This is a genomic window from Lentzea sp. NPDC051838, from assembly GCF_040681245.1.
GTDB lineage: Bacteria > Actinomycetota > Actinomycetes > Mycobacteriales > Pseudonocardiaceae > Lentzea.
This window is the reverse complement of sequence record NZ_JBFAYI010000018.1, coordinates 113,944-138,982: the sequence shown is the minus strand read 5'-3', so window position 1 is coordinate 138,982 and position 25,039 is coordinate 113,944. Positions and strand designations below refer to the sequence as shown.

Genomic DNA, 25,039 nt, shown 5'->3' with positions numbered 1-25,039 from the left:
TCAAAATTGCCAGAGCACCGCACCGGCGAGCGTCAGGCACCCTGCCAGCCCAATCGCGGGTACGAACCGCTTACCGAGCGTCCACGCGCTGGCGTTGGCGATCGCGTAGTAGAGCAGCACGCAGAACGAGCTGAACACGATCGCCCGGGTCACGTCGACGGCGAGCACCAGCGCGATCGCCGCCAGCCCCGTGACGATCTCGGCCCAGCGCAGGTCCGCCATGAACCCCGGCAGCCGGCGGTCGCGCGCCATGGCCAGCGCGGTCCGGCTCACCCCCAGCTGCAGCGAGAGCAACGACCCCAGAGCGGCCAGGCACGCGGCGATCCGGATGACGGGCGCCAGCGTCGGGGACACGTCGGCGAGCGTCTTCGTGGCCAGGTCGCTGCCCAGGGCGCTCAACGCGACCAGCGCGACCGTCGTGTAGACGACCAACGTGATGGCGAGCGCGATGATCACGGCACGAGGGATCGTTTTGCGCGGTTCTTTGACCTCTTCGCCGAGGGTGGCGATGCGCGCGTAGCCCGCGAACGCGAAGAAGAGCAGCGCGGCGGCGGGGAGGATGCCCGCCGCCTTGAACTCAGCCGTGGTCGGCACTTCCTGCGCGGTGACCGCCATGGCCGCCAGCGCGCACAGCACCGCGATCACGATGATCCTGGTGACCATCGCGGACTTCTGGACGCCCGTCAGGTTCAACACCGTCAGCACCACGATCGCGGCCACCGCCACCGGTTTCGGCACACCTACGTAGGTACCGACCGTCAACGCCATGGCCGCACACGACGACGTCTTGCCCAGCACGAACGCCCATCCGGCCAGGTCGCCCCAGACGCGTCCGAGACGTTCGCGCCCGTAGACGTACGTGCCGCCGGACTGCGGGTACTCCGCTGCGAGCCACGCGCTCGACAACGCGTTGCACAGAGCGATCACGCCCGCGATGACGAGGCTGACCAGCAAGGCCGATCCCGCCGCGGCCGAGGCGGGCGCGAACACCGCGAACACGCCCGCGCCGATCATCGAGCCGAGGCCGACGAACACGGCGTCGGTCAGGTTCAAGCTCCTGGTGAGCTGCACGTGCCCATCCAACCTCACCTCAGCGGGCGGAAGAACTCGCGGATCTCGTGAACCAGGTCCTCAGGCCGCTCCAACGCCGCGAAATGGCCACCGTGCTCGAACGACGTGAAGCGCCGCAGGTTGTACGCGCGCGCCACCCACGATTCGGGCGGCGTGAAGTTGTCGTGCGCGAACGACGCGAATCCGGTGGGCGTGGCGACGTAGCCGGGCGTGTTGCGGCCGAGCATGCCCTCGGTGTGCATGGTCTCGTAGTAGAGGCGCGCTGACGACGCGATGGTGTTCGTCAGCCAGTACAGCGTGATGTCGGTGAGCAACTCGTCCTTCGTGAACACCGACTCGACGTCACCGCCGCAGTCGCTCCACGCGCGGAACTTCTCCACGAACCAGGCGGCGAGCCCTGCCGGAGAATCGGACAGACCGGCGGCGAGCGTGGCGGGCTTGGTTCCCTGGAGCTGGGCATAGGCGCCCTCGGCCGTGAAGAAGTGGTCGGCCTGGGCCAGGAACGCCTGCTCGTCGGCGGTCAGCGAGTCCCGGTTGGACGGCGTCGCGCCCATCAGGTTCAGGTGGATGCCGACGACGTGATCACCGTGGTCGCGGCCCAGCCGGCTCGTGACCTGGGCGCCGAAGTCACCGCCCTGGGCGCCGTAGCGCTCGTAGCCCAGCACCGAGGACATGAGCTGGTCGAACAGGGCCGCGATCACCGTCGGGTTGACGCCGGACGTCCCGGGGTGCGGTGAGAAGCCGAAGCCGGGCAGGCTCGGCGCGACGACCGTGAACGCGTCCGCCGGGTCTCCCCCGTGCGCGGCCGGATCGGTCAGCGGGCCGAGGATCTTGTGCACCTCCCAGAACGAGCCGGGCCAGCCGTGCGAGAACAGCAACGGCAGTGGAGCGGGCCCAACCCCTTGCGCGTGCACGAAGTGCAGTGTGTGACCGTCCACTTCGGTCAGGAACTGCGGCATGGCGTTGAGACCGGCCTCGGCTCGCCGCCAGTCGAACTTCGTGCGCCAGTGGTCGACGAGCTCGGCGAGGTAGCCGGGCGGGGTGCCGTGCGTCCAGTCCTCTCCGGACAGTGCGGGCGCGAGCCTGGTGAGAGCCAGGCGGGAGTGGAGGTCGGTGAGCTGGTCGTCGCTCACCTCGAGGTGGAACTGTCGTGTCACCCTTCGAGAATCGCCCCGGCCGCACCGCGACTGCTGGCAGAAATGCGACGTCAGGTTTCGCGCAGGTAGGCCTCGGCGTAGGCACGCCACGGCCGCCACCGCGCCGGACCGTCCACCGAGGCGTCGGGATCGCCGAGCGCCCGGCCCGCGATCGTCTCCACGGTGGTGGTGTCGAGTCCCAGGGCACGAAGCTCCGAGCGGGCCCTGTCCCAGTCGCTGCCGATCCCGAGGTCGAGCGCGCGGTCGGCCAACGCACGCACCAGGTCGCCGCCGATGTCGTACTTCGCCAACGTGACCGCATCGGGAAAGAGGTGCGTGAGGCCGCCACCGGGATCCTCGATCGGTGTGCCGTGTGCGGCGACGAGACGGTTCGGGCCAGGGCACACGGTCCGCACCGCGAACTCCTCCGGGTCGACGGTGCGCGGCACCCGACGGCCAGGGTCCCGCTTCACCAGCGGTTCCAGCACCGGGTCGGCGCTCAGCAGCCCGTCCACCGCCACGGGATCGGCGTCCAGATCCAGCAGCCACCGGCACCGCGCGATCGCCACCGAGAGATCACGCAGGTCCGAGAGCGTCAACGAGCACGAGACGTGGTCCGCGAGAGGACGCAACGACACGATGCCGTGCCCACGAGGCAACCGCAGCGTCCGGCGGAAAGCGCCGTCACGCCACTCCTCCACACCTGGCAAAGCCTCAGACGCCAGCTGTGAGAACACCGACAACGAGAACGGACGACGAAAGGCCAGCCGCACCACCAACGAAGCGGAAGAGGAAGCGGAGCGCAGCGATGAAGGCGTCCGGCCGTAAACCGCGCGAACGGTGTCGTTGAACGACCGCACGCTCGAAAACCCCGCCGCGAAAGCAACATCCGTCAACGGCACCGACGAATTCTCGATCAGCAGTCGCGCGGTCTGGGCCCGCTGAGCCCGAGCCAGAGCGACCGGGCCCGCGCCGAGAGAAGCCAGCAGCTCGCGCTGCACCTGACGAACGCTGTACCCGAGCCGCGAAGCCAGGCCCGGCACACCGAAGCGGTCGACCACGCCGTCCGCGATCAACCTCAGCGCGCGGGCGGTGAGGTCGGCGCGGGCGTTCCACTCCGGTGAGCCGGGGCTCGCGTCCGGCCGACACCGCCGGCACGCCCGGAACCCCGCTGCCTGGGCAGCGGCCGCGGTGGGGAAGAACCGCATGTTCTCGGGCTTGGGCGGCATCGCCGGACAGCTCGGGCGGCAGTAGACGCCGGTGGTGGTCACCGCCGCGAAGAACCAGCCGTCGAACCGGGCGTCCTTGGCACGGACAGCCCGCGCGCAGCTCTCCGCGTCCAGATGCACCCGGCCAGCTAACGGGTCAGTGCGCCACCGGGCAACCCGAGGGCTTGCCTGCCGGGAAGAAGTTCGGCAGCAGGTCCCCTGTGTCGTAGTAGCGGTGGTAGACCGGCGTGAGCCCGCCCGACACGGGTGGCACGATCCACGACCAGTCCGCGGGGCAGGACCGGCCGGCGGCTTCCTCCTTCTCCAGGTGGGTCAGGAACCTCTGCGACTCCGTGTGGTGATCGGTGATCGTGACCCCGGCCTCGCCGAACGAGTGCAGGACGGCGCGGTTGAGCTCGATCAAAGCCCTGTCGCGCCACAACGTCGCCTCCGACGACATGTCCAGGCCCATCCGCTTGGCGATGTACGGCAGCAGGTCGTACCGATCGTGGTCGGCGAGGTTGCGGGCGCCGATCTCGGTGCCCATGTACCAGCCGTTGAACGGCGCCGACGGGTAGTCGATGCCGCCGATGCGCAGCCGCATGTTGCTGATCGCGGGAACGGCGTGCCACTTCACGCCGAGCGTCGCGAGCCACGGCAGGTCCGGGTGTGAGAGCGGCACCTCCAGCACGGCGTCGGAGGGAATCTCCACCAGCGCGGTCTCGTGGCCCTTGCAGGACACCATCAACGGCAGCACGTCGAACGGGCCGCGCGACGCCGGCGGCTGCCAGCCGCGCTTCAACGCGACCTCGGTCAGCGCGAGGTTGCGGGCGTCGCCCAGCACGCCGCCGTCCGTGCCGCGGTAGGCGGCGTAGCGGACGATCTGCTCGTTGAGGATCGACGGCGCGTCCATGCCGGGCTCGGCGGGGGCGAAGATCGTGATGACGGGCCGGATCTTGCCCTTGTTCGTCGCCACGCGGAGGTGTTCGACGCACTCCGCGGCCACGTCGGCGGGGGTGGAGGTCTCCCTCAGGTCGCGCACTTTCAAGCTGCGCCAGTACAGGCGGCCGATGCAGCGGGAGCTGTTGCGCCACGCCACGCGGGCGCCGAAGGTCAGCTCGGCGGTCGAATGACGGTAGGTGCCGGTCGCGGCGATCTCCGCGTGCACCTCGGCGAGCCTGGCCTCGACAGGACCGAGGTCGGGATGTTCGGCGTGGTGTTGCCGGACGAAGTCCTCTGCCTCAGCGATGTCGATCTCGCCGGTGTTCTCGACCTGCGCCGGGGGAAGCGCCGTGAGGGAACGGGGCATCACATCAGTCGGGACGGGGGTCATGGTTGAGGCACCGTAGTTGCGCTTTCGTGTGGCCGAAACCGCCTCTAGCGCTACGCCATCTGGATCACTTGAGCGCGTCCGACACGCTCAGCAAGTACTTGATACCGCAACCGGGTGACAAACGGTGCGACAAAGGGTGGTTTTCGACTGTTACCTGGCCGATACCAAACATTGACCGGTGATCTAGTTCACCGGCGGATTCGACCCGTTCGAGTGAACTTCAGCGGGGAACCGATTCCGAAGTTCGGCGGTTGCCGCACGGGCCACGCGATTCCACCGCACGCCGTACCCGACAGCGAGCACGGCGAGCACGATCCCGCCGCCGCGGAAGAACAGAACATCCATCAGGGACTTGGAAACCACGACCGAGTGGTCGGACGCGAGCACCTCGATCACTACCTTGCGATCGGACGGCACCGAACGCACCGGCATCTCGCTCGCGAACTCGACACCGTCCACTGTGTACTCGCCGGCGCACTTCACCGTGCGCCCGCTCGACCCGCACCCGATCACCTCGGCGGTCACGGACACCGTGGGCTGAAGAGCGAGAACGGTCTGCTGCAGCCCGATCCCGCCGATGAACCCGAAGAACAGGACGAACAGGAACACCGGCAACGGACCGCGCGTGTCGATGCCCTTGGCCGCCGCGAACCGCATCGTGCGCATCGTCGCGAACACCAGGCCCAGCAGGATCGCGACGCCGGCCAGCGACTGCGTCAGCCCGGTCGGGTGCGCGTTCCGCAGCGCGCCGGCCACGGCCGACACCAGGAACGCCGTCATCAGCAGCACCATCACCGCCGTGCTGACGCGGCGGAACATCACGAGGTCCACGAAGGTCATCGTGGCATCGCGGGCACCTGCCAGGAGGAGAAACGGGTCATTCCACGCACAGCGACCGAACCCGGCAGCGCGCGGTAGGCGAAGTTCCGCAACGCCAGCGCGACCGGCGACCGCACCTCGATCCCGAACTTCCCGGCCAGTTTGGAGGCCTTCCACAACGTCTGCGCGCGCGGCCTGCGCAACGCGTCGTACCGCACCAGATCGCCGTCGACCGACGCGAGAGTGACAGCGTCCTCCAGCGCCATGCACGCCCCCTGCCCCAGGTACGGCACCATCGCGTGCGCCGCGTCGCCGAGCAGCGCCACCCGCCCGGACACGAACGTCGGCAGCAACGGCAGCTCGTAGATGTCGTGCCGCAGGATCTCCGGCGACGTCGCCAGGAACTCCGGAATCGGGTCGTGCCAGTCCGCGAACAGCTCGTGCGGGTCCAGATCGGCGTTGGCGGGCGCCATCGTCGAGACGTACCAGCACACCCGCCCGTCGCCGAGCGGCAGGATGCCCGCCTCGCCGCCGGGACCGAGTGTCTGCGAGATCGGGAGATCGAAAGGACCCGGCGCCACCCCTCGCCACGCCGTGGCCCCCGCGTACACCGGTCCCGGCGCGTCGGGCAGCAGCTCCCCGCGCAGGCGGCTGTTGATCCCGTCCGCCGCCACCACGAGGTCTGCGTCCAGCTCTTCAACGCTCGTGACTTCGACGTTGTTGAAAAGGATCTCGGACGGAAGCGCGCGCAGCAGGACGCCGTGCAGGTCGGCCCGGTGCATCGCGACGATCTTCTCCTGGCCGACATCCGGTAAGTGCGCCAGCCAGCGCCCGTCGGACGCCCTGATACCGCCCGAAACACGTGGGGTGCCCAGTTTCCGCGCCTCGTCGGCGACGCCCATCCACTCCAGCGCCCGCAGCGCGTTCGGCATCACGCCGATCCCCGCCCCGACCTCGCCGAACTCCGCGGCCCGCTCCAGCACCTGGACCTCCCAGCCCACGCGCCGCAACGACACGGCCGCCGCCAGCCCGCCGATGCCGCCGCCCACCACGATCGCCTTCATCCCGCGCCTCCTCTACAGGTGTAGAAGACACTACACCTGTAGACTACATCTGTAGAGAGACGGGAACCACAGGTGCGCAAGAACGTCATCACCGACGCCGCGATCCAGCTCGTGGCCGAACAGGGCATGCGCGGGCTCACCCACCGCGCGGTCGACCGCAAGGCAGGGTTGCCAGAGGGGTCGACCAGCGCGTACTTCCGCACGCGCAAGGCGTTGGTCGAGGGGTTCGTGGCACGGCTCGCGGAGCTCGAGCGGCTGGACGTCCCGCCGGATCCGTCCGACGTCGCGGGCAGCCTCGCCCGCACGCTCGATAGCTGGCTCGTGGAACGCGACCGCACGCTCGCCCGGTACGCGGCGATGCTGGAGGCCACGCACCACCCCGAGCTGCAGACGATCATGGTCCACTCACCGCGCGACCAGGCCACAGCGCTCGCGACAGCGTTGGGCCACGAGGACCCGGAACGAGCCGGCGCGCACTTCACGGCGTTCCTGGAAGGCCTGCTGTTCTACCGGCTCGTCGGCGGCGGCAGCACGGTCGGACCGAAGCCCGGGACCGAGGAAAGCGTGCGGGACCTGAAGAACGCGATCGAAAAGGCGTTGCGACCGTAGGTACCGTGGGTTTCATGGGATTCGGGTACGGGGTCTTCTACCTCTGATTCAGGACGCGCGCCACCACGCCACGTCCTGATTTCGCGTACCCAGAAGAGGATCCCGCATGCGCACGCATGTCCATTTGACGACCCAAGATCTCACCAAGGGCTATGAGGCCGGGCCCGTCGTCGACGGCATCTCGCTCACCGTCTCCGCGGGCCACCGTCTCGGCGTCATCGGCGAGAACGGCCGCGGCAAGACCACGCTGCTCCGGTTGCTCGCCGGTGATCTCCCGCCAGACCAGGGAACTGTCACCCGGCACGGTTCGTTGAGCCTGGTGCGACAGGAAATGCCGTTCCACGACAGCGAAACGGTGGGGGACCTGCTGTCCGAAGCGCTGCGCGAAAGCCGTCAGGCACTGTCCGAACTGGACAGTGCAGCGGAGCCGTTCGACGAGCAGCGCTACGAACGGGCACTGACCCACGCCGAGGCGATCGAGGCGTGGGACGCCGAACGCCGCGCCGACATCGCGCTGAAGGCTCTCGACGCCGATCATCCGAAGTCCAAGCGGCTCAACGAACTCAGCGTGGGCCAGCGCTACCGCGTCCGGCTGGCGTGCCTGCTGGCCGAACGCGCCGACGTCCTGCTGCTCGACGAACCGACGAACCACCTGGACTCGTCCGCGCTCGACTTCCTGACCGAACGCCTGAAGCAGCATCACGGTGTGGTGGTGCTGGTGAGCCACGACCGCACGTTGCTGGACGAGGTCTGCACGCAGCTGCTCGACCTCGACCCGACGCCGGACGGCGAGGTGCACCTGCACGGCGGCGGCTACCGGGCGTTCAAGGAGGCCAAGCGGGCCGAACGTCAGCGGTGGGAACAGCGTTTCGCGCAGGAGGAAGCCGAGCACGACTCGTTGGCGGAGAAGGTCGAACGCGCCCAGTCGCGGTTGCACGACGCGTGGCGCCCACCCAAAGGCGCGTTCAAGCACAAACGCAGCACGCGCGCGGCGAACAAGATGCGCAACGTCGCCCGCCGGTTGGAAGAGCTGGACGACCAGCGGGTCGACGCTCCCCCGCCGCCGATGCGCTTCGCTCCGCCGAATCTCACGGCCGACGGCGACCTGCTGCACGCGACGCCGTTGGAAGTACCCGGAAGGCTGAATCTCACCGAGCCGATCTCGTTGTCGGCGGGCGAGAAGCTGCTGATCACCGGGCCGAACGGGGCCGGGAAGTCGACGCTGTTGAACGTCCTCGCGGGTCGCATCACGCCTGTTCACGGCACGGTGCATCACGTCGGCAAGGTCAAGTTGCTCGCCCAGGAGTCGTCGTTCGAGAACGAGGACGCCACCGCGGCGCAGCTCTGTTCACGCGTGGAGGAACTCGGTCTGCTGAGAGGAAAAGACCTCGCGCGGCCGGTGTCCCGCCTGTCCACTGGACAGAGGAGGCGACTGGAGCTGGCGATCCTGCTGAGCAGCGACCCGCATGTGCTGCTACTGGACGAACCGACGAACCACCTGTCGATCGCTTTGGTCGACGAACTGACGGAGGCGCTGCAGCACACCAAGGCCGCTGTGGCCGTCGCGACCCACGACCGGCAGATGCGGACAGATTTCGGTTCGTGGCGGTGCGTGACACTTCACAGATTGGTGAAAGTTCTGTAGCTTCGAAAACAGGTCCTCTACCGAGCACTGGGAGGTGTGCGAGATGACCGAACTGATCTCCGAAGAGCTGCCCACCACGCGGCCGAACCCGTTCGACCCGCCGACCGAGGTCACCGCGATCCGCGACAAGGCCCCGATCAGCAGGCTGGAGTTCGCCGACGGCCACCTCGGCTGGCTGGTCACCGGGCACCACCAGGTGCGGGAGATCCTGGGGAGTCCCAAGTTCAGCAACAACCCCGAGCTCCACCACCTGCCCGACAAGCGGCGGCAGGCGGAGGAGGGCGGCACGAAGCGCAAGGTCGAGCCGGGCATGTTCCTCAGCCAGGACCCGCCGGACCACACCCGGCTGCGCAAGATGCTGCAGGGCCAGTTCACGGTCCGGCGGATGAACCAGCTGTCGGAGTGGATCGGCACGATCGTCGACGACCAGCTCAAGCACCTGCGGACGTTCGACGGCCACGCGGACCTCGTCAAGGAGTTCGCGCTTCCGGTGCCGTCACTGGTGATCTGCGCGCTGCTCGGCGTCGACTACGACGAGAAGCACAGGTTCCAGGAGGACACGGCGAAGATGCTGAGCCTGGACACCCCGTTCAAGGAGGCCATGGCCGCCTTCGAACGCATCCAGGTGTTCATGCGCGAGCTGATCGTCCGCAAGAAGGCCAGCCCCGGTGGCGACGACATGATCAGCGACCTGCTGGCCACCGGTGAGCCGACGGACGAGGAAGCGTCGAACATGGCGATGCTGCTCCTGCTCGCCGGGCACGAGACCACGGCGAACATGCTGGGCATCGGCACGTTCACGCTCCTGCAGCACCCGGACCAGGCCAAGATCCTGCGCGACGAGCCCGAGGCGGTCGACAACGCCGTCGAGGAGCTCATGCGGTACCTGTCGATCATCCACTTCGGACCGTTGCGCACCGCGCTGGAGGACGTGGAGATCGAGGGGCACCTGATCAAGGCCGGCGACACCGTGATGATGCACATCCCGGTCGCGAACAGGGACCCGGAGAAGTTCCCCGGCAACCCCGACGAGCTCGACCTGCGCCGTCCCGCTCAGGGCCACGTCGCGTTCGGCCACGGCATCCACCAGTGCCTGGGCCAGCAGCTCGCCCGCATCGAGATGAGGATCGCGTTCGCCAAGCTGTTCCAGGAGTTCCCGGACCTGCGGCTGGACATCGCCCCCGAGGAGGTGCCGCTGCGCACGGACATGGGGATCTACGGAGTCCACTCGCTGCCAGTAGCGTGGTCGGCATGAAGATTTCCGTCGACCAGTCGAAGTGCTGCGGCTCCGGGATGTGCGTCCTGACGGACCCGGACCTCTTCGACCAGAGCGAAGAAGACGGCACGGTCGTGTTGTTGGTGGAACACCCGGACGCCGCGCACGAGGCCACCGCGAAGGAAGCGGCGAGCCTGTGCCCGGCGAGCGCGATCACGGTCAGCTGACCAGGTAGCCGTTGGAGAGCAGCCAGGCGACATCCGTGCCCCGTCGCCTGGCACCAACGCCTGTTCCGGGCAAACGGGACGAGTGCGCATCTCCCCGCGTGGAAGACGTTTCCGCACTACGCTCTTCCGCGTGAACCTCGCCCCGGGCTGGTACCCCGACAACGCCGACCCCCGCTTCGTGCGGTGGTGGGACGGCGCCCAGTGGACCCCGCACACCCAGCCGCGTCAGCAGCAGACCGACGCCCACCACATGGAAATGCAGATGGGCGGCACGGGCCAGGAGCGCGTGGCACAGCAGGTCGCCCGAGCGGGCGCTACCGGCGCGGGCCAGGGCGGCGGCACCCTGTTCACCGAGCCCGTCCTGGTGGTGAACCAGAAGGCGAAGCTCATCGAGATGTCGAACTCCTACGTCATCTACGACCAGCACGCCCGCCACATCGGCACGGTCGAACAGGTCGGCCAGTCCGGCGCGGCCAAAGCGTTGCGCGCCTTCACGAAGCTCGACTCGATGCTGGACGTCCGCCTGGAGATCCGGGACGTGCAGGGCCATCCGTTGCTGCGGCTCGTTCGGCCGGCGACGATGTGGAAGTCCAAGGTGCTCGTCGAGCGCGGTGACGGCATGCCGATCGGCGAGATCGTCCAGGAGAACGTGTTCGGCAAGGTCCGGTTCGCCTACGTGTGCAACGGGATGAAGGTCGGCGGCATCTACGCGGAGAACTTCCGCGCGTGGAACTTCTCGTTGCGCGACCACACCGACACCGAGGTCGCGCGCATCACCAAAACGTGGCAGGGCATGGCGAAGGCGATGTTCTCGACGGCTGACAACTACGTCGTGCAGTTCCACCGCCAGGTGCCGGACCCGTTGCTGAGCATGATCGTGGCGTCAGGTGTAACCGTCGACACGGTGCTGAGCCAGAACCAGGGCTAGGCGAAGGACCCCGCGAAGCCGAAGGCAAGCGGCGATGGCGAAGCCGAGCCGAACGAGAGCTCGCACAACGCGGGAAACCGGTGATGACCGCAGCCCAACAACCCAACGTGCCCACATCGTCGCGAAGCGGCGATGACGAAGCCCAAGCTCGTGAGGACCCGCGCGCCCACCTGCGCAAGGTGAGAGAACGCCCGCCCCGCTGGAACGCGACACGCCCACGCAAGCCGACCCGCAGGCCGCTACGACGTAGCCAGGCGGAGCTCGTCGACCTCCGCCTGGAACCCGGCCGCCGTCAGGGTTTCCTCGGCCTGCCGCCACTGCTCCCGAGCCTCGTCCACCCGCCCCGCGCGCTCCAGGGCGTTCCCGAGCACCCGCAAAGACCGCCCCAGCTCCGGCGGCGAGTCCATCTCCCGCGACTGCTCCAGAGCGAGCTCAGCCAGCCGCAACGCCTCTTCGGGCGTCGAAGCAAGCGCGGATCTCAAGCGCCACACCCAGATCCGCCCGTGCCGGTCGTCGTGCTCCTCGAAGAACTCCCAGGCCAGCCGCAGCTGCTCCTCGGCCAGAGCGACCTGCCCCGACCGGATCAGCGTGTCGGCGAGGAACAACCGCATGTGCGCCGCGAAGTCCGGGTCCCCGAGCTTCTGCGCTGCGGCCAGCGACGACCGCAGGAAAGTCGCGGACAGCTCCAGCTGCCCGGTGAACTGGTGCAGCCGCCCCAGTTCCAGCGTCGCGGCCAGTTCGCTCTGCTCGTCGCCCAACTGGCCCGCGACCCGCCGCGCTCGCTCCAGGTACTCCTGGGCCGCGGCCAGCCCACCCGCGCGCCGTTCGATGGCGCCGAGCGAACACAGCACCTCGACCTCGCCGTGTGGGTTCCCCGAGGTCACGAACCGCGCCATGGCCTCACGATGCGCCGAACGGGCTTCCGCCGACCGGCCGCTGAACTCGTGGATCCACCCCATGCCGTACCAGGCGTACGCCTCACCCCACACGTCTCCGGCAAGAGCGAAACCCTCCTGCGCGGCGGCGAAGTCGGCGGACGCCTCCGTGTACCTGTGCATGCGCGCGCGAAGGATTCCGCGCTGCTGCAACAGGATCGGCTTGCGCTCGGGCGGTGCGCAGGAGAGGCCGAGCTCGTTGATCTGCGCCCAGTCGTCGAAACGGGCTCGCAGGTCGCAGAACGCCGTCGACCGGATCACCAGCTCGGCGGCGACGGAGCACAGGCCCAGCGCGGCGGCCTGGGTGATGACGGCGTGGACGTTCTGCCACTCGGCGTCGAACCACGACGCCGCGTCGCCGAGGTCGAACGGTTCCAGCGCGACGGGTTCCAGCCGGATCGCCTGGTGCGGCAGCTCGACGTCCGCCCTCGTGGTCAGGTCCAGCCACTGCTCGAACAACGCCTTCAAGGCCACCGCGGGGTCTTCGGACGCAGCTTCACGACCGAAGGCGCGCAGCAGGTCGTGCAGGCGGTAGCGCACCTGGCCCAGCGCGTCCCGGCCCGCGTAGTCGACCAGGCGGGCGTCGACCAGCGCCTCGACGTGGTCCTCCGCGTCGTCGAGGGGAAGGCCCAGCAACGGGGACGCCATCCACGCCGGGAAGTCGGGCGTGTCGACCAGCGACAGCAACCGGAACGCCGTGCGGTGCGACTCGTCCAGACCGTCGTAGGACAGGGCCAGCGAGGCACGGACGTCGAGATCGCCCAACGACAGCTCGTCGAACCGGCGACGCTCGTCCGACAACCGCCCGGCGAGCTTCTCGAGCTGCCAGTGCGGGCGCGCCACCAACCGGGCCGCCGCCACTCGCAGGGCCAGCGGAAGCTGTCCGCAGTAGGTCACGATCGCCTGTGCCGCAACAGGTTCGGCCGCGACCCGCGCCTCGCCGACAGCGGCCCGCAGCAAGGTCAGCGCATCCGTGGCGGGCAGCACGTCCAGCGGCACGACGTGAGCGGCCTCAAGACCGGCCAGCGCCGCACGGGAAGTCACCAGAGCCGCGCCGGAGGTCGTCCCCGGCAGCAACGGCCGCACCTGGGCCTCGTTGATCGCGTTGTCCAGCACGACGAGAATCCGCCGGTCCGACAACAGATCGCGGTAGAGATCCACCCGGTCGTCCACAGAGGACGGAATCGCGCCACCGGAAACCCCTAGCCCGCGCAACAACCTGTCCAGAGCGGCGGCGGGCTCGACGGGTTTCTGCTCGCCACCCCGCAGGTTCAGGTAGAGCTGCCCGCCCGGAAACGCGTCCCGCACGACGTGCGCGCAGTGCACGGCGAGCGAAGTCTTGCCCACACCACCGGGTCCGGTGATCGTCCACGTCCCGCCGGCCCGCAAGCCGGCCGTGAGCCGCACGACCTCGTCGGCCCGTCCGGAGAAGTCGCCGACCGCGGGCGGCAGCCAGGAAGGCCCCGCCTGAACGGCGACGGGCGCGGAAGACCCGGCCAGAACTTCCATGTGCAGAGCACGCAGCTCGGCGTTGGGGTCGATGCCGAGCTCGTCGGCCAGCACCTCGCTGGCCCGCCGGTAGACGTCCAACGCCTGCGCCTGCTGCCCGGTCCGGTGCAGCGCCAGCATCAGCTGGTACCAGAACCGTTCGCGCAGAGGATGCTCGGCGACCAGCGACCGGAGCTCGTCGACGATCTGGTCGTGGCGACCGAGCTGCAGCTCGGCGTCGTTGCGCCGCTCCAGCACCTCCCAGCGCTGCTCGTTGAGGCGCTGCACGTCGGTTTGTTCCATCCGCAATGAAGACACTTGGTCCAAAGCGGGCCCGCGCCACAACGCCGCGGCCTCGCCCAGCAACCGCGCCTCGGTCTCCAGGTCGGGCGCGCGGCGGGCTTCGGCGCGCAACCGCTGGAACGTCAGCAGGTCGAGCTGGTCGTCGTCGACGTGGATCGAGTACCCGGTCGGCCAGGTGCGGACGAGCGCGCGGTCCGCGAGGTCGTCGAGGGACTGTCGCAACCGCATCACGTACGTCTGCAGAGTCGCGCGCGCCGCACCGGAGGGTTCCTCGCCCCAGAGGTGCTCCATCAGCTCGTACGACGAGACCGGCGCGTTGGCCTTCATCAGCAACGCGGCGAGCAGGACACGCTGTTTGGCCGACCGCAGCTCCACGACCCGGCCCGAGTCGATGACCTGCAACGATCCGAGAACCTTGAACCCCCACCGCCGTTGCATGTGCCGATCCTAACCAGCCGGTAACCCCGGGTGTCAGCGAAATGTCAGCGGGTCGCGTGATGCTTCTCGCCCATGAAGCGGACAACCTTCATCGCCGCCGCCGCGTTGCTCCTGGGAGTGGCGACGTCCGGTCAGGCGCAGGCGGAGAGCGCTCCCGGTTGCGGACCGGTGACGCAGATCGGCAAGACCGCCTACATCGGCTCCAGCAGCCAGAAGTGGGCGTCGGTCAAGCAGTTCAAGGGCTGCGGCAAGAACTGGGCCTACATCTACACGTGGGACAGCGTGCACGGTGGTGGCGCCCCGTACACCCCCGAGTTCGTGATCATCGCGAAGTGGGGCAACGAGTGGTCGCGTGAGCCCTACGGCCACGAGGGCCGCAAGGACGGCCGCTACCGGCAGCAGGAGCTGTGGTCGTCCGGCACCAACACGCTCGACACCTGCACGAACGCCTACGCCGAGTGGAACTCCGGCGCGGCGATCTACCGGGCGGAAACCGACATCCGCTGCTGAGTCCCCGAAGACCCCGAGCGGCGCCAAGGCCCCCCAGCTGGGCGCTGTTCGGCCCCCATGGTGCCGCCGGGACCCGAAGCCCAAACCTCTCCTCGGGTCCCGGTGGCGCCTTCCACGAGATCTACGCGGCACCCTGCGACGACGTCATGAACTCCCCCAGCCGGGACGACAGCTCGTCCGCGGCCTCGTTGCCGCGCAAGCGTTCCGCCTCCTGCTTCAAGGGCCGCATGCGGTCGCGGGTGCGGGCCGAGCGAATGGGGCCGGACACCGCGATGGCTTGTTCCCCGACATCTCGCGCGTGTTCGGCCTCGTTCTGCACCAGGTAGTTCACCGCCAGCGCCGCGAGCCGGAACGACTGGCTGCGCGACGCCTCGTCGCCGCCGGACGAGATCGCCCTGGTCAGCAACGGGATCGCGGTCCGCGCGTACTTCACGTCGCACGTCCGGGCGAGTTCGGTGTGGACCATGCCGCCGATCGACACCAGGTCGGCCAGGTCGAAGAAGCGCGCCCACGGCGGTGCGTCCTCGCTCTCGGCGCGTTCGAACTCCTCCTCCGCCCGCGCGAACTGGCGCAACGCCTGCTTCTCGGCGCCCATCTTCGCGAACGCCCACGCCTCGTTGGCGTGCAGGATCGACACGGCCAATGTGGAGCCACTGGCCTGCGCGATGGGGAGTCCGCGCTGGAACGACGCCAACGCGTCCTCGGCGAGCTCGTAGTGCAGATGCACGCGGCCCATCCGGTAGTGGATGTTGGCCTCCAACGCACTGTTGCCCGACGCACGCGCGAGGTCCATCGCACGGCCGAAGTGCAGGTGCGCCGACTCCAGCAGTCCCATGTCGAACGACGCCCAACCGGCCAGGTTGTGCAGGTCCGCGATGGCCACCTGAAGCCGTTGCAGGACGCGTCCCGACGAGCCGGCGTCGAGCAGGGGGTTCGCCCAGTTCAACAACGCGACGCAGGCGTCCCGGCAGGCGCCTCCGCCGTATTCGGAATCGAGCGCCCGGAGAGCGCTCGTCAGCGTTTCCACGTGCCGCACGTCTGTTTTGTCCACGCGAGCTGGAAATGCATCGCCGTTGAACATTTGTCGGTCCTCCTGACGTGCGCCGGACACCCGCTGTACGGGGTACCCGTTACACACCGCCGGTACTCACCGCGCCGCCGTCACCATCCCGCTGTTCGGCCTGGTCGGGAAGGGTCTTTGGACTCTCCCGGGGCACGTAGGCGCGCCCACCACAACGCCGTGGTGGTCGCGCTTACGATTCTGGACGAACAGCGTGATCGGAAAGGGGCCATCGAGGTGTCAGCGCAGAGGAACTGAATCAATTTCCAGTGATGACTCCTCACCGGAACGGCCGATCAAGTCACTCTTCCAGGCTCACCACCTGAGCGGGACACCTGTCGACCGCGTCACGAACCCCCGGCAGCAGGTCAGCGGGCGGTTCCGCGATCACGACGAAACCCAGCCCGTCGTCGTCGGACTGGTCGAACACGTCCGGTGCGGCGAGCACGCACTGGCCCGATCCGATGCACCGCGTCTGGTCTATCCGGACCGTCATAGGTTCACCACACCACCGGAATCGCCGACGCGCCGTAGGTGATCATGTCCTCGCGGAACGACATCTCCGTGACTGGAACAGCGGGCCGGATGTTCGGGAACCTGCGGAACAGCGACTGCAACAGGATCTGCAGCTCCGCGCGCGCCAGGTTCGCGCCGAGGCACTGGTGCGGGCCGAAGCCGAAACCGAGGTGCGACACGGCCTTGCGCTCGAGGTCGAGCTCACCGGCCCGCGGGCACAGTTCCTCGTCCAGGTTGGCGTGCAGCGAGATCACGGCCCACTCGCCCGCCTTGATCGTCACGCCGTCGACCTCGACGTCCTCGATCGCCTTGCGCTGGATCCCGGCGCCGCTGAGCCGTCCGATCGTGTACCGCATCAGCTCCTCGACGATCACGTCGGCGCGGCTCGGGTCGCGCTTCAGGATCTCCAGCTGGTCCGGACGCTCGAACAGGGTGAGCGTGAAGAGGCCGAAGAAGTTCGACGTCGTCTCGTGGCCGGCCACGAGCAGGCCGATGGCGAGCATCATCAGCTCGTCCATGTCGAAGTCGGTCTCGTTGACCATCAGGCCGATCATGTCGCCGGTGTCGCCGGACGCCTTCTTCTCCGCGACGACCTTGCCGATCACCGCGCCGAGCTCGGCGGCCTTCGCCTCGTACTCGTCCTTGGAGCCGTTCTTGCCGAGCAGCTCCTTGGCGGTGGCCTGGAACAGCGCCTGGTACTCGTGCGGCACGCCCAGCAGCTCGGCGATCACCAGCGACGGCACCGGCAGGCACACCGACGACACCAGGTCGGCGGGCGCTCCCTTGCGCTCCATCTCGTCGAGGTGCTCGTCGACGATCTTCTGGATGAGCGGCCGCATCTCGGCCATGCGCTTGACCATGAAGCCGCGCGACAGCGGGCGGCGCAGGCGCAGGTGCTCCTCGCCGTCCATCGCGTTCATGTTGCCGGGCACCGAGTCGTCGATGACCGTCTCGCCCTCGGTGCGCATCGTGGGGGCGCCGTCGCGGCTCGCGCTGAACCTCTTGTCCGACAGCACCTGACGCACGCCGGCGTAGCTGCTGATCACCCAGCCCTCGACGCCGTTGGGCCAGATCATCTTCACCGGGCCATCGCTGATGGCCTCCTCGAACCCGGCGGGCGCACCGAGCGGATGTGTGCGGTTCTCGTGGGGCACCGGGCAGACGGCAGCTTCAGTCACGGGAGCACTCCTCAATAGAACAAAACTGTTCTTTTGAAACCATGACCGAACGTAGCGAAGAAACTACGATCTGACGAGTTATTTGGTCCGAAAGGTCCCGATCAGCGGTCTCAACACCCCGTCGACGATGCTGTCGATGACGCCCTGCTCGTCCGATCGAAGGACGAAAGTCGAGATCAGCGCGGTGATGAGGACGTCGGCGTTCAGCTCGTCCGGCAGCTCGCCGCGCTTCTTGGCCCTGTCGACCGCGGTGCGCAGGTGCTCGGTGTAGGCGCGGTCGATGTGCTCCTCACGCAGGCAGGCGAGGTCGGCGTCCACCCGGCTGCCCTCGATCAGTCCGAGGAAGATCCCCGCCGTGTCGAACGGCGACGGCTCACTCCACGCCCGCATGATCACCCGGACGTCTTCGGCGAACGTGCCCTCGTCCGGTTGCGGAAGCTCGGGCAGGTTGGCTTTCAACGCGTCGGTGATCAGCCGCGCCTTGGACGGCCAGCGCTGGTAGAGGCTGGCTTTGCTCGCTCTCGCCCTGGCCGCGACGAGGTCCATGTTGAACCTCGCGTAGCCGACCTCGGCCAGCACGTGGAGCACGGCGGCGAAGACCTCCTGCTGACGCGCAGGCGTGTCCAAGGGGGTGCGACCCACCGTGCTCCTTCACGTGCTGTGGCTCAGGTGACGTGCACCGTACCGCCGGGCGCATCGGTGAGCAGACCCGTCCGCCGCACCGACATCCACCGCAGCTGCGTGCCGTGCGCCGCCGTGATCAGCGACTGGATCACCACGGCGTACATCAGCTGCCTGTAGACAATCTGCTGCAAGGGGTATGCCCACAACGGCTTGAGCGACTCGCCGTCCAACCGAAGCGCATATCCGGCACTGACTGTCTGCAGTAGAAGGAATACCGTCCACACGATCAGCGCGAGCGGCGCGTCTGCCACCAGAAAACCGTATACAACATACAGATCCATGACCGGTGCGAGCACCGGCAGCAGCAGGTGGAACGCCAGCAGGTAGAGGATCCCGAACCGCCCCATCGGCCCGTTCTCCAGCAGTGCGCCACGGTGTTTCCACATGGCTTGGAAAGTGCCGTACGACCAGCGGTAACGCTGCCGGAACAGCCCGCGAACCGTGCTCGGCGCCTCGGTCCACGCCTTCGCCTGCTGTCTGTATGCAACGCGCCATCCGGCGCGCGTGACCGCCATCGTGAGGTCGGTGTCCTCGGCGAGCGTGTCGTCGCTGACGCCGCCGACGTCGGTCAGCGCGGCCTTGCGGAACGCCCCGACCGCGCCCGGCACCGTCGGGATGCAGCGCAGCGCGTGCAGGATCTGCCGGTCCAGGTTCGACCCGGCGCAGTACTCCAGGTGCTGCCAGCGCCCGAGCAGGCCGCGCCGGTTGCCGACCTTGGCGTTGCCCGACACCGCGCCGACACCGGCGTCCGCGAACGGCTGCACGAGCTCGCCGATCGTGTCCGGCTCGAAGATCGTGTCGCCGTCGAGCAGCACCAGGACGTCGTACTTGGCCGCGCGGACTCCGGTGTTCAGCGCGGCCGGTTTGCCCTGGTTCGCCTGCCGGATCACCGTGACGCCGGGCAGGCCGAGCTCCTCCGCGCGGTCCGCGGTGCCGTCGGTCGAGCCGTCGTCGACCACGATCACCTCGACGTCGGCGCAGTGGTTGTTGGCGGCGATGGACCGCACCGTCGCCGCGATGTTCACGGCCTCGTTGTACGCCGGGATGACCACCGAGACCGGCGGCGCGAACCACGGCGGCGGCTCCAACGAGCCCTCACGACGCAGACGACGGTCCGTGTGCGCGAGGCCGAGCTGCATCAACGTGCGCAGCAGACCCAGCAGCGCGGCGACCGCGATCGCCGTGCCGACCAGCCACAGCACGACGCCGCCGTTGCGCTGCGACCACGAGGTGACCGCGCCGGTGAAGCGTTCGGGCGCGGTGGCCTCGACCGGGCGGTCGTCGGTGACCGTCACGAACCGGTAGCCGGGCGTGCGCACCAGCTCACGGGTGATGTCGGCGCCGATGCTGCCGTCGTCGTGCAGCCGGACGACTCCCCTGCCGTCCTTCAGCGACATCCGCACCAGCGTGCCGATGTCCTGGTAGTCGCGGTCACCGCTGTCGACCTCGACGGGCGCGCCGACGAGCCGCGTGTGCGTGCCGAGCACGTCCGCCAGCGCGGCCTGCGCGAACGCGAGGTTCAGCGGGTTGTCCAGGTCGCCCTCGACGCGGAAGCCGTCCAGGCCGATCTGGTGACCCTCGTCGGCGATGCGCCTCGTCACGTCGGGGTTGCGGGTGACCTGCGTGCCGGTGACGTAGAACGTCGCCTTGACGCCGGACTCCCGCAACGCCGTCAGCAGGCGCGGTGTCCACTTCGGATCCGGGCCGCCGTGGAACGCCAGCGCGAGCGTGCGTTCCGGCAGCTCCCGGTGTTCACGGGCGTGCTGCACCGGCTCGGGCTTGATCGCCGTGTACGCGTGGAAGGACACCACGCTCATCAGCACGAGCAGCCCGAGCAGGATCGAGATCCAGTGCAGCCGTGGTGGCCGCCTCACCACATTTCCAGTAGCGTGCCGCCGATCACAGCGGCGAACACGATCAGTCCACTCGCGACGGTCAGGCTGACCAGCCGCGCCAGCACACGTCTACTGCCGCGCGCGTCGACGAAGATCTGCATTCCTTCTTCCCCCCAGTACCAAGCGGACGACCACGACCACCAAGGCCGCGCCGACCGACGCCGCGAGCCACGGGAACCCGTTGACGAACCACGGGACCGCGTCCGCGGCGAACTCCTTGCCGCTCCCCCAAAAAGACCGCACCTGCGTCTGACGCCGCCAGGCCGCGTTGCCCACCGCGAGGACCAGGAACATCAGAGGTGGCGCCGGTGCCACCGTCCACAACCCCACGCGGCGCACGAGTGCCGAAGCGAGCACAGCACCCGTCACCAACCAGACGCCGAAGGGCCAGCCGAGGTTGTCCCCGTCCACCCAGATTCCGGCCTGCGTGAAGACCGCCAGCACCGCGAGCGCCGCCAGACTCGGCAGCTTTACCCCCATGACCACCTAGAATAGCGGCGGGGGTGTCTTTTTCATGCAATCACGTGGCCGCTATCACCGCACGGTCCTGCTCGTACTCGTGCGCACGGTGTGGATCGCCGTGTGCGCCGCCGTTCTCGTCGTGTCCGGCATCGCGTGGTCCACGGTGTCCACGATCTCCAACGGCGTCGAGCGCTCGTTCGCGATCCCGGAGGACGCGCCGCGCTCGTCGTCCGGCCGCAACATCCTGATCATGGGCCTCACCACGAGGCTCGACCTGCACGGCGAACCGCTGCCGGACGACGTGCTGCGGCGCATGCAGGCGGGCGAGAGCGACCGCGGCGGCTACAACGCGAACACGCTGATCCTGTTGCACATCCCGGCTTCCGGGCCGGCGATCGCGATGTCCGTGCCGCGCGACAACCTCGTGCCGCTGTCGTCCGGCGGCGAGGGCAAGATCAAAGAAGCCTACGGCCGGGCCAAGGTCGCCGAGGAGGAACGGCTGCAGGCGGCCGGGCAGCACGACAAGCGGACGCTCGAACGCGCCGGGCGGGAAGCGGGCCGCCGCGCGCAGGTGCAGACGGTGGCGACGTTCCTGAACCAGCCGATCGACCACCTCGTCGAGATCTCGTTGATCGGCTTCTTCCACATCGCCGAGGGCCTCGGCGGCGTGGACGTGTGCCTGAAGAACGCGACGAAGGATCCGTTGTCCGGCGCGGACTTCCCGGCCGGCAGGCAGCACCTCGACGCCGGTCAGTCGCTCTCGTTCGTGCGGCAGCGGCACGGCCTGCCCAACGGCGACCTCGACCGCACGAAGCGGCAACAGGCGTTCCTGAGCGCCGTCGCGCGCCGGTTGAAGGGCGCGGACGTCTCGGCGATGCAGGCGATGATCGACATGGCGAAGCAGGACGTCGTGCTGGACTCCCGGTTCGACCTCGCCGACTTCGCCCGCAACGTGCCGACCGAGGTGCGGTTCGAGACGCTGCCGGTCGAAGGTGGCGCGAGGGTCGACGGCCTCGACGTGAACAAGGTCGACCCGGAGAAGGTGCGCAAGAAGGTCACCGAGCTGGCGAAGGAGCCGCCGCCTCCTCCATCCAACGACGGCATCCCGTGCATCGACTAGTTGCGGCGCTCGGTGACCCAGGTGGCGATCTGCGCGCGTGAGGTGAAGCCGAGCTTCTGCAGGATCCGCTCCACGTGTCCCTCGGCGGTGCGCCGCGCGATCACCAGCCGCGCGGCGATCTCCTTGTTCGTCATGCCCCCGGCGATCAGGTCTGCCACCTGCGCCTCGCGCTTGGTCAGCGGCGTGGCCGTGACGGTCACCGGCTCCGGCTGCTGCTCTTCTCCGATCGCGAACGAGATGGCGTCGTCGAGCTCGAGGTCGAGGCCCTTGCGGAACATCGCGCGGAACTCCTGCTCACCCAGCGCGGCGATGGTCGCGGACTCGCATTCGCCGTGCGGGGCGCCGAAGTAGCGAGACCCGAACATGGGGTAGCCGACCGACTGCCAGATCTCGTTGGTGGCGCCCAGCAACGTCGCCGCGCGCGCCGCGTTGCCCTGCGAGGCCGCGATCCACGCGAGCACCTCGATCGCGAGCACGATGCCGAGCAGGTCGTGGAACGTGCGCTTGATCCGCAGGCACTCGCGCCCGAGCTGGTCCGCCCGCGCGTAGTCGCCGCTGACCCACGCGCACAACGCCAGCACGTAGATCGCGTACGCCTGCGCCCACAGCTCGCCGTGCTTCTCGCCGACGGTCTTCGCCTCGACGCAGAGCCGTTCGGCGGCGGCGAAGTCGTGCCGGAACGTCGCGGAGATCGCGAGCTCGATGCCGGCGAGCATGGTGTGGCTGTTGACCGTGCCCTGGTCGCGGTAGAGGTTCATGGCCTCCTCGAACAGCGCGTCGGCGAGGTCGAGGTCGTCGCCGATCAGGTGCGTGCAGGCGAGGCGGTGCGTCGAGTACGCGAGCGCGGGCCCGTCGCCCGACTCGACCGCGTACTTGCGGCACTCCTCGAGCATCCGGGTGGAGGCCGGGATGTCCCCCTGCAGGGTCGCCACGTAGCCGTTGACCCACAGTGCTTTCGCACGCAATGCACCCTCTATCGGGCGGGCGAGGGCGCGGTCGAGCCAGTGGCGGCCCTCGCCGAGCATGCCGCAGCAGGCCCAGTAGAACCACAACGTGCTCGCGAGGTGCACGCAGTGGTCGCCCTCCTCGTCGAACGAGAAGTCCAGCGCTGACCGGAGATTCGCGTGTTCCAGGCGGGTGCGCGAGAAGATCTGCGGCTGGGCAGGGCCGAACCACTCCTTCTCCCGGCGCTCCGCCCACTCGATGAAGTGGTCGCGGTGCCGTTCCCGCAGCACCTGTTCCCTGCCCGCGCCGCGCAGTTTCTCCAGGCCGTACTGGCGCAACGGTTCCAGCAACCGGAAGCGCAGGCCGGCCGGGTGCTGCTCGGCGATCACGACCGACTTGTCCACCAAGCCGGTGAGCGAGTGCATGACGTCTTCCACCGCCACGCTGTCGCCGGAGCAGACCCGTTCGGCGGCGTCCAGGTCGAACGTGCCGGAGAAGACCGACGCGCGTGCCCACAGGATCTGCTCGGAGCGCGTGCACAGGTGGAAGCTCCAGTCCACCGCGGCGAGCAACGTCTGGTGGCGCGGGTCGCCGCCGCGCTTGCCGTCCGCGAGCACCCGGAACGTGTCGTCCAATCTGGACAGCAGGTGGTCGAGCGAGAGCACCCGCAGGCGCACCGCGGCCAGCTCGATCGCCAGCGGGATGCCGCCCAGCAGCGTGCAGATCTGGGTGACCTTGTCGTGGTTGTGCGATCCGATCACGAACCCCGGCTCGACGGCGGCAGCCCGTTCCGCGAACAACGCCAGCGCGGGATCCTGCGGCAGCGGTGCGACCTGCCAGAGGTGTTCGCCGTCGACGCCGAGCCGTTCGCGGCTGGTGATCAGCACGCGCAGGCCGGGCACGCCGCGCAGCAACGCGTCCACGAGAGCGGCGGTGGCCTCGACGACGTGCTCGCAGTTGTCCAGCACCATGAGCACCTGCCGGTCGCGCAGGTGCTCCACCAGAACCGTGCGGTGCTGGCGGACCGTGTCGTCGTGGATGCCCAGCTGCTCCAGGACCGTGTGCACGACCAGTTCCGGGTCGGTGACCCCACCCAGTTCGACGAACCACACACCATCGCGGAAGGCCCTGGACGTCTCGGTGGCGGCCCGCAGCGCCAGCCGGGTCTTGCCGACACCACCGACACCCGTAAGGGTGACGAGCCGGGACTCGGCCAGAAGTCTTCTCACCTCGGTCACGTCGGTCCTGCGGCCGACGAAACTAGTTGTGTCAGCAGGCAAATTGCCTTTGCGACCTGGGGAAAGCGAACCGCCCACAGCGGCACCCTAGGTCGGTGCGATCTCCTGCTGCAACGCGGTCCCCCGTAGGCACCAACGCCGAAACACGGGTAGTTACCCCCTAGGGCTCCTGTTGTGACGCGGCCAGGGTTGGAAGCTGGGTGACGCCTGCGGGAGGGGACGGATCATGGCCGGTGACAACCTCGAGGTGGACATCCGCGAGCAGAACGGCGTGCTCGTCGTCCGGTTCAGCGGCCGCCTCGACTGGTCCACGTACATGCGGGTGCAGGACGTGCTGCTCGACTGCGCCACGAAGGAGCTCGTCGGCGTGGTGGTGGAGCTCGACGGCCTGGTCGCCGAGTCGCCCGCGCTGCTCGTGGTGTTCGACGTGGTGTGGCTGTCCGCGGCGCGCTGGCCGGGCATCTCGCTGAGCCTCGTCGTCAGTGATCACCAGCTGCTGGCCACGCTGGGCGCGCGCGGTCTGCCCCGGCACATCCCCCTGCACTCGACGACTCAGGCCGCACTCGCCGCGGTGGTGCGGCAACGGCACGAGGACCGGGTGGACGCGGCGCTGCCCACGTGCCGATGCCTGCCGCACGTGGCGGAGCGGATCACCGAGCGCGCCTGCGAACGGTGGGGTGTGCAGTCGTTGCTCGACGTCGCGCCGCAGGTGGCCGTGGAGCTCGTCTCGCACATCGAGGACGACGACAGCCCGTTGGCGCTGCTGCTGCGGATGCGTGGCGACAAGATGTCCGTTGCCGTGCGCACGACCTCACGGCTGGACCTCAGGCAGTGGAACATCATGCGGCGCAACGTCGCGTCCATCGCCGTCTGCAACTTCAGCATGGGCGAGACGCCGGCCGGTGGTGGGCGGCACGTCATCTGGGCGTTGCTCGACGTGCCGGAGGACAGCCAACGGCCCCCGAGCTACCTCCCGGAGGCCGCCGTCTTCACCCACCAGGCTTAACGCTT

At 68.7% G+C, this 25,039-nt stretch carries 23 protein-coding genes; 8 read left to right on the top strand and 15 right to left on the bottom strand.

Going from position 1 to position 25,039, the window contains the following annotated elements:
- The 6 genes from AB0M24_RS31420 to AB0M24_RS31395 form a co-directional block, all read right to left on the bottom strand.
- The gene (locus AB0M24_RS31420; protein WP_363775992.1) at positions 1–1,071 is read right to left on the bottom strand and encodes an APC family permease; all 1,071 of its coding nucleotides are present in this window, start codon (positions 1,069–1,071) and stop codon (positions 1–3) included.
- 14 nt (positions 1,072–1,085) lie between these two features.
- Complete coding sequence (locus tag AB0M24_RS31415) at positions 1,086–2,228, bottom strand: epoxide hydrolase family protein (RefSeq protein WP_363775989.1); 1,143 nt, start codon at positions 2,226–2,228, stop codon at positions 1,086–1,088.
- A 50-nt stretch (positions 2,229–2,278) separates the two neighbouring features.
- Positions 2,279–3,556, bottom strand: a complete 1,278-nt coding sequence (locus AB0M24_RS31410; protein ID WP_363775986.1) for an AlkA N-terminal domain-containing protein — start codon at positions 3,554–3,556, stop codon at positions 2,279–2,281.
- 16 nt (positions 3,557–3,572) lie between these two features.
- A complete protein-coding gene (locus AB0M24_RS31405) occupies positions 3,573–4,724 on the bottom strand; it encodes a nitric oxide synthase oxygenase (protein WP_363775983.1) in 1,152 nt (383 codons plus the stop codon).
- 207 nt (positions 4,725–4,931) lie between these two features.
- The gene (locus tag AB0M24_RS31400; protein ID WP_363775980.1) at positions 4,932–5,588 is read right to left on the bottom strand and encodes a hypothetical protein; all 657 of its coding nucleotides are present in this window, start codon (positions 5,586–5,588) and stop codon (positions 4,932–4,934) included.
- Entirely contained in the window at positions 5,585–6,631 is a 1,047-nt protein-coding gene (locus tag AB0M24_RS31395; RefSeq protein ID WP_363775977.1) for an FAD-dependent monooxygenase, read from the bottom strand. The genes AB0M24_RS31400 and AB0M24_RS31395 overlap by 4 nt, the downstream gene beginning before the upstream one ends.
- A 72-nt stretch (positions 6,632–6,703) precedes the next feature.
- Here AB0M24_RS31395 and AB0M24_RS31390 point away from each other — a divergent pair, with 72 nt between their 5' ends.
- From AB0M24_RS31390 to AB0M24_RS31370, 5 genes are all read left to right on the top strand, one after another.
- On the top strand, positions 6,704–7,240 hold the full coding sequence (locus tag AB0M24_RS31390) for a TetR family transcriptional regulator (protein WP_363775974.1): 537 nt from the start codon (positions 6,704–6,706) through the stop codon (positions 7,238–7,240).
- A gap of 106 nt (positions 7,241–7,346) precedes the next feature.
- Positions 7,347–8,885: an ABC-F family ATP-binding cassette domain-containing protein gene (locus AB0M24_RS31385; RefSeq protein WP_363775971.1), complete on the top strand. Its 1,539-nt coding sequence runs from the start codon at positions 7,347–7,349 to the stop codon at positions 8,883–8,885.
- Between the two features lie 43 nt (positions 8,886–8,928).
- Positions 8,929–10,140, top strand: coding sequence for a cytochrome P450 (locus AB0M24_RS31380; RefSeq protein WP_363775968.1), 1,212 nt, complete (start codon positions 8,929–8,931; stop codon positions 10,138–10,140).
- Positions 10,137–10,328 carry a ferredoxin gene (locus AB0M24_RS31375; protein ID WP_359856819.1) on the top strand — a complete coding sequence of 64 codons (192 nt, stop codon included), beginning with the start codon at positions 10,137–10,139 and terminating at the stop codon, positions 10,326–10,328. The genes AB0M24_RS31380 and AB0M24_RS31375 overlap by 4 nt, the downstream gene beginning before the upstream one ends.
- 130 nt (positions 10,329–10,458) lie before the next feature.
- Positions 10,459–11,256 (top strand): phospholipid scramblase-related protein, encoded by a 798-nt coding sequence (locus AB0M24_RS31370; protein WP_363775963.1) that lies wholly within the window; start codon positions 10,459–10,461, stop codon positions 11,254–11,256.
- 239 nt (positions 11,257–11,495) lie between these two features.
- Here AB0M24_RS31370 and AB0M24_RS31365 read toward each other — a convergent pair whose 3' ends face one another.
- Positions 11,496–14,420 (bottom strand): BTAD domain-containing putative transcriptional regulator, encoded by a 2,925-nt coding sequence (locus tag AB0M24_RS31365; protein WP_363775960.1) that lies wholly within the window; start codon positions 14,418–14,420, stop codon positions 11,496–11,498.
- 72 nt (positions 14,421–14,492) lie between these two features.
- Here AB0M24_RS31365 and AB0M24_RS31360 point away from each other — a divergent pair, with 72 nt between their 5' ends.
- Complete coding sequence (locus AB0M24_RS31360; protein WP_363775957.1) at positions 14,493–14,930, top strand: hypothetical protein; 438 nt, start codon at positions 14,493–14,495, stop codon at positions 14,928–14,930.
- A gap of 121 nt (positions 14,931–15,051) precedes the next feature.
- Here AB0M24_RS31360 and AB0M24_RS31355 read toward each other — a convergent pair whose 3' ends face one another.
- From AB0M24_RS31355 to AB0M24_RS31325, 7 genes are all read right to left on the bottom strand, one after another.
- On the bottom strand, positions 15,052–15,981 hold the full coding sequence (locus AB0M24_RS31355) for a hypothetical protein (protein WP_363775954.1): 930 nt from the start codon (positions 15,979–15,981) through the stop codon (positions 15,052–15,054).
- A gap of 310 nt (positions 15,982–16,291) precedes the next feature.
- Entirely contained in the window at positions 16,292–16,486 is a 195-nt protein-coding gene (locus tag AB0M24_RS31350; RefSeq protein WP_363775951.1) for a ferredoxin, read from the bottom strand.
- A 4-nt stretch (positions 16,487–16,490) separates the two neighbouring features.
- On the bottom strand, positions 16,491–17,684 hold the full coding sequence (locus AB0M24_RS31345; RefSeq protein ID WP_363775948.1) for a cytochrome P450: 1,194 nt from the start codon (positions 17,682–17,684) through the stop codon (positions 16,491–16,493).
- 78 nt (positions 17,685–17,762) lie between these two features.
- Complete coding sequence (locus tag AB0M24_RS31340) at positions 17,763–18,326, bottom strand: TetR/AcrR family transcriptional regulator (protein ID WP_363775945.1); 564 nt, start codon at positions 18,324–18,326, stop codon at positions 17,763–17,765.
- A gap of 23 nt (positions 18,327–18,349) precedes the next feature.
- Positions 18,350–20,242 carry a bifunctional polysaccharide deacetylase/glycosyltransferase family 2 protein gene (locus AB0M24_RS31335; protein WP_363775942.1) on the bottom strand — a complete coding sequence of 631 codons (1,893 nt, stop codon included), beginning with the start codon at positions 20,240–20,242 and terminating at the stop codon, positions 18,350–18,352.
- Positions 20,239–20,364, bottom strand: coding sequence for a hypothetical protein (locus AB0M24_RS31330; protein WP_363775939.1), 126 nt, complete (start codon positions 20,362–20,364; stop codon positions 20,239–20,241). Before AB0M24_RS31330 ends, AB0M24_RS31335 begins: the two co-directional genes overlap by 4 nt.
- Entirely contained in the window at positions 20,333–20,743 is a 411-nt protein-coding gene (locus AB0M24_RS31325; protein WP_363775936.1) for a DUF6542 domain-containing protein, read from the bottom strand. The genes AB0M24_RS31330 and AB0M24_RS31325 overlap by 32 nt, the downstream gene beginning before the upstream one ends.
- A 34-nt stretch (positions 20,744–20,777) precedes the next feature.
- Here AB0M24_RS31325 and AB0M24_RS31320 point away from each other — a divergent pair, with 34 nt between their 5' ends.
- Positions 20,778–21,845: an LCP family protein gene (locus AB0M24_RS31320; protein ID WP_363775933.1), complete on the top strand. Its 1,068-nt coding sequence runs from the start codon at positions 20,778–20,780 to the stop codon at positions 21,843–21,845.
- Here the strand turns inward: AB0M24_RS31320 and AB0M24_RS31315 are convergent.
- Positions 21,842–24,019, bottom strand: a complete 2,178-nt coding sequence (locus AB0M24_RS31315) for a LuxR C-terminal-related transcriptional regulator (protein WP_363775930.1) — start codon at positions 24,017–24,019, stop codon at positions 21,842–21,844. The genes AB0M24_RS31320 and AB0M24_RS31315 overlap by 4 nt on opposite strands.
- A 235-nt stretch (positions 24,020–24,254) precedes the next feature.
- Between AB0M24_RS31315 and AB0M24_RS31310 the strand changes: the two genes are divergently transcribed.
- The gene (locus AB0M24_RS31310) at positions 24,255–25,034 is read left to right on the top strand and encodes a hypothetical protein (RefSeq protein ID WP_363775926.1); all 780 of its coding nucleotides are present in this window, start codon (positions 24,255–24,257) and stop codon (positions 25,032–25,034) included.
- The last annotated feature ends 5 nt before the right edge of the window (positions 25,035–25,039 follow it).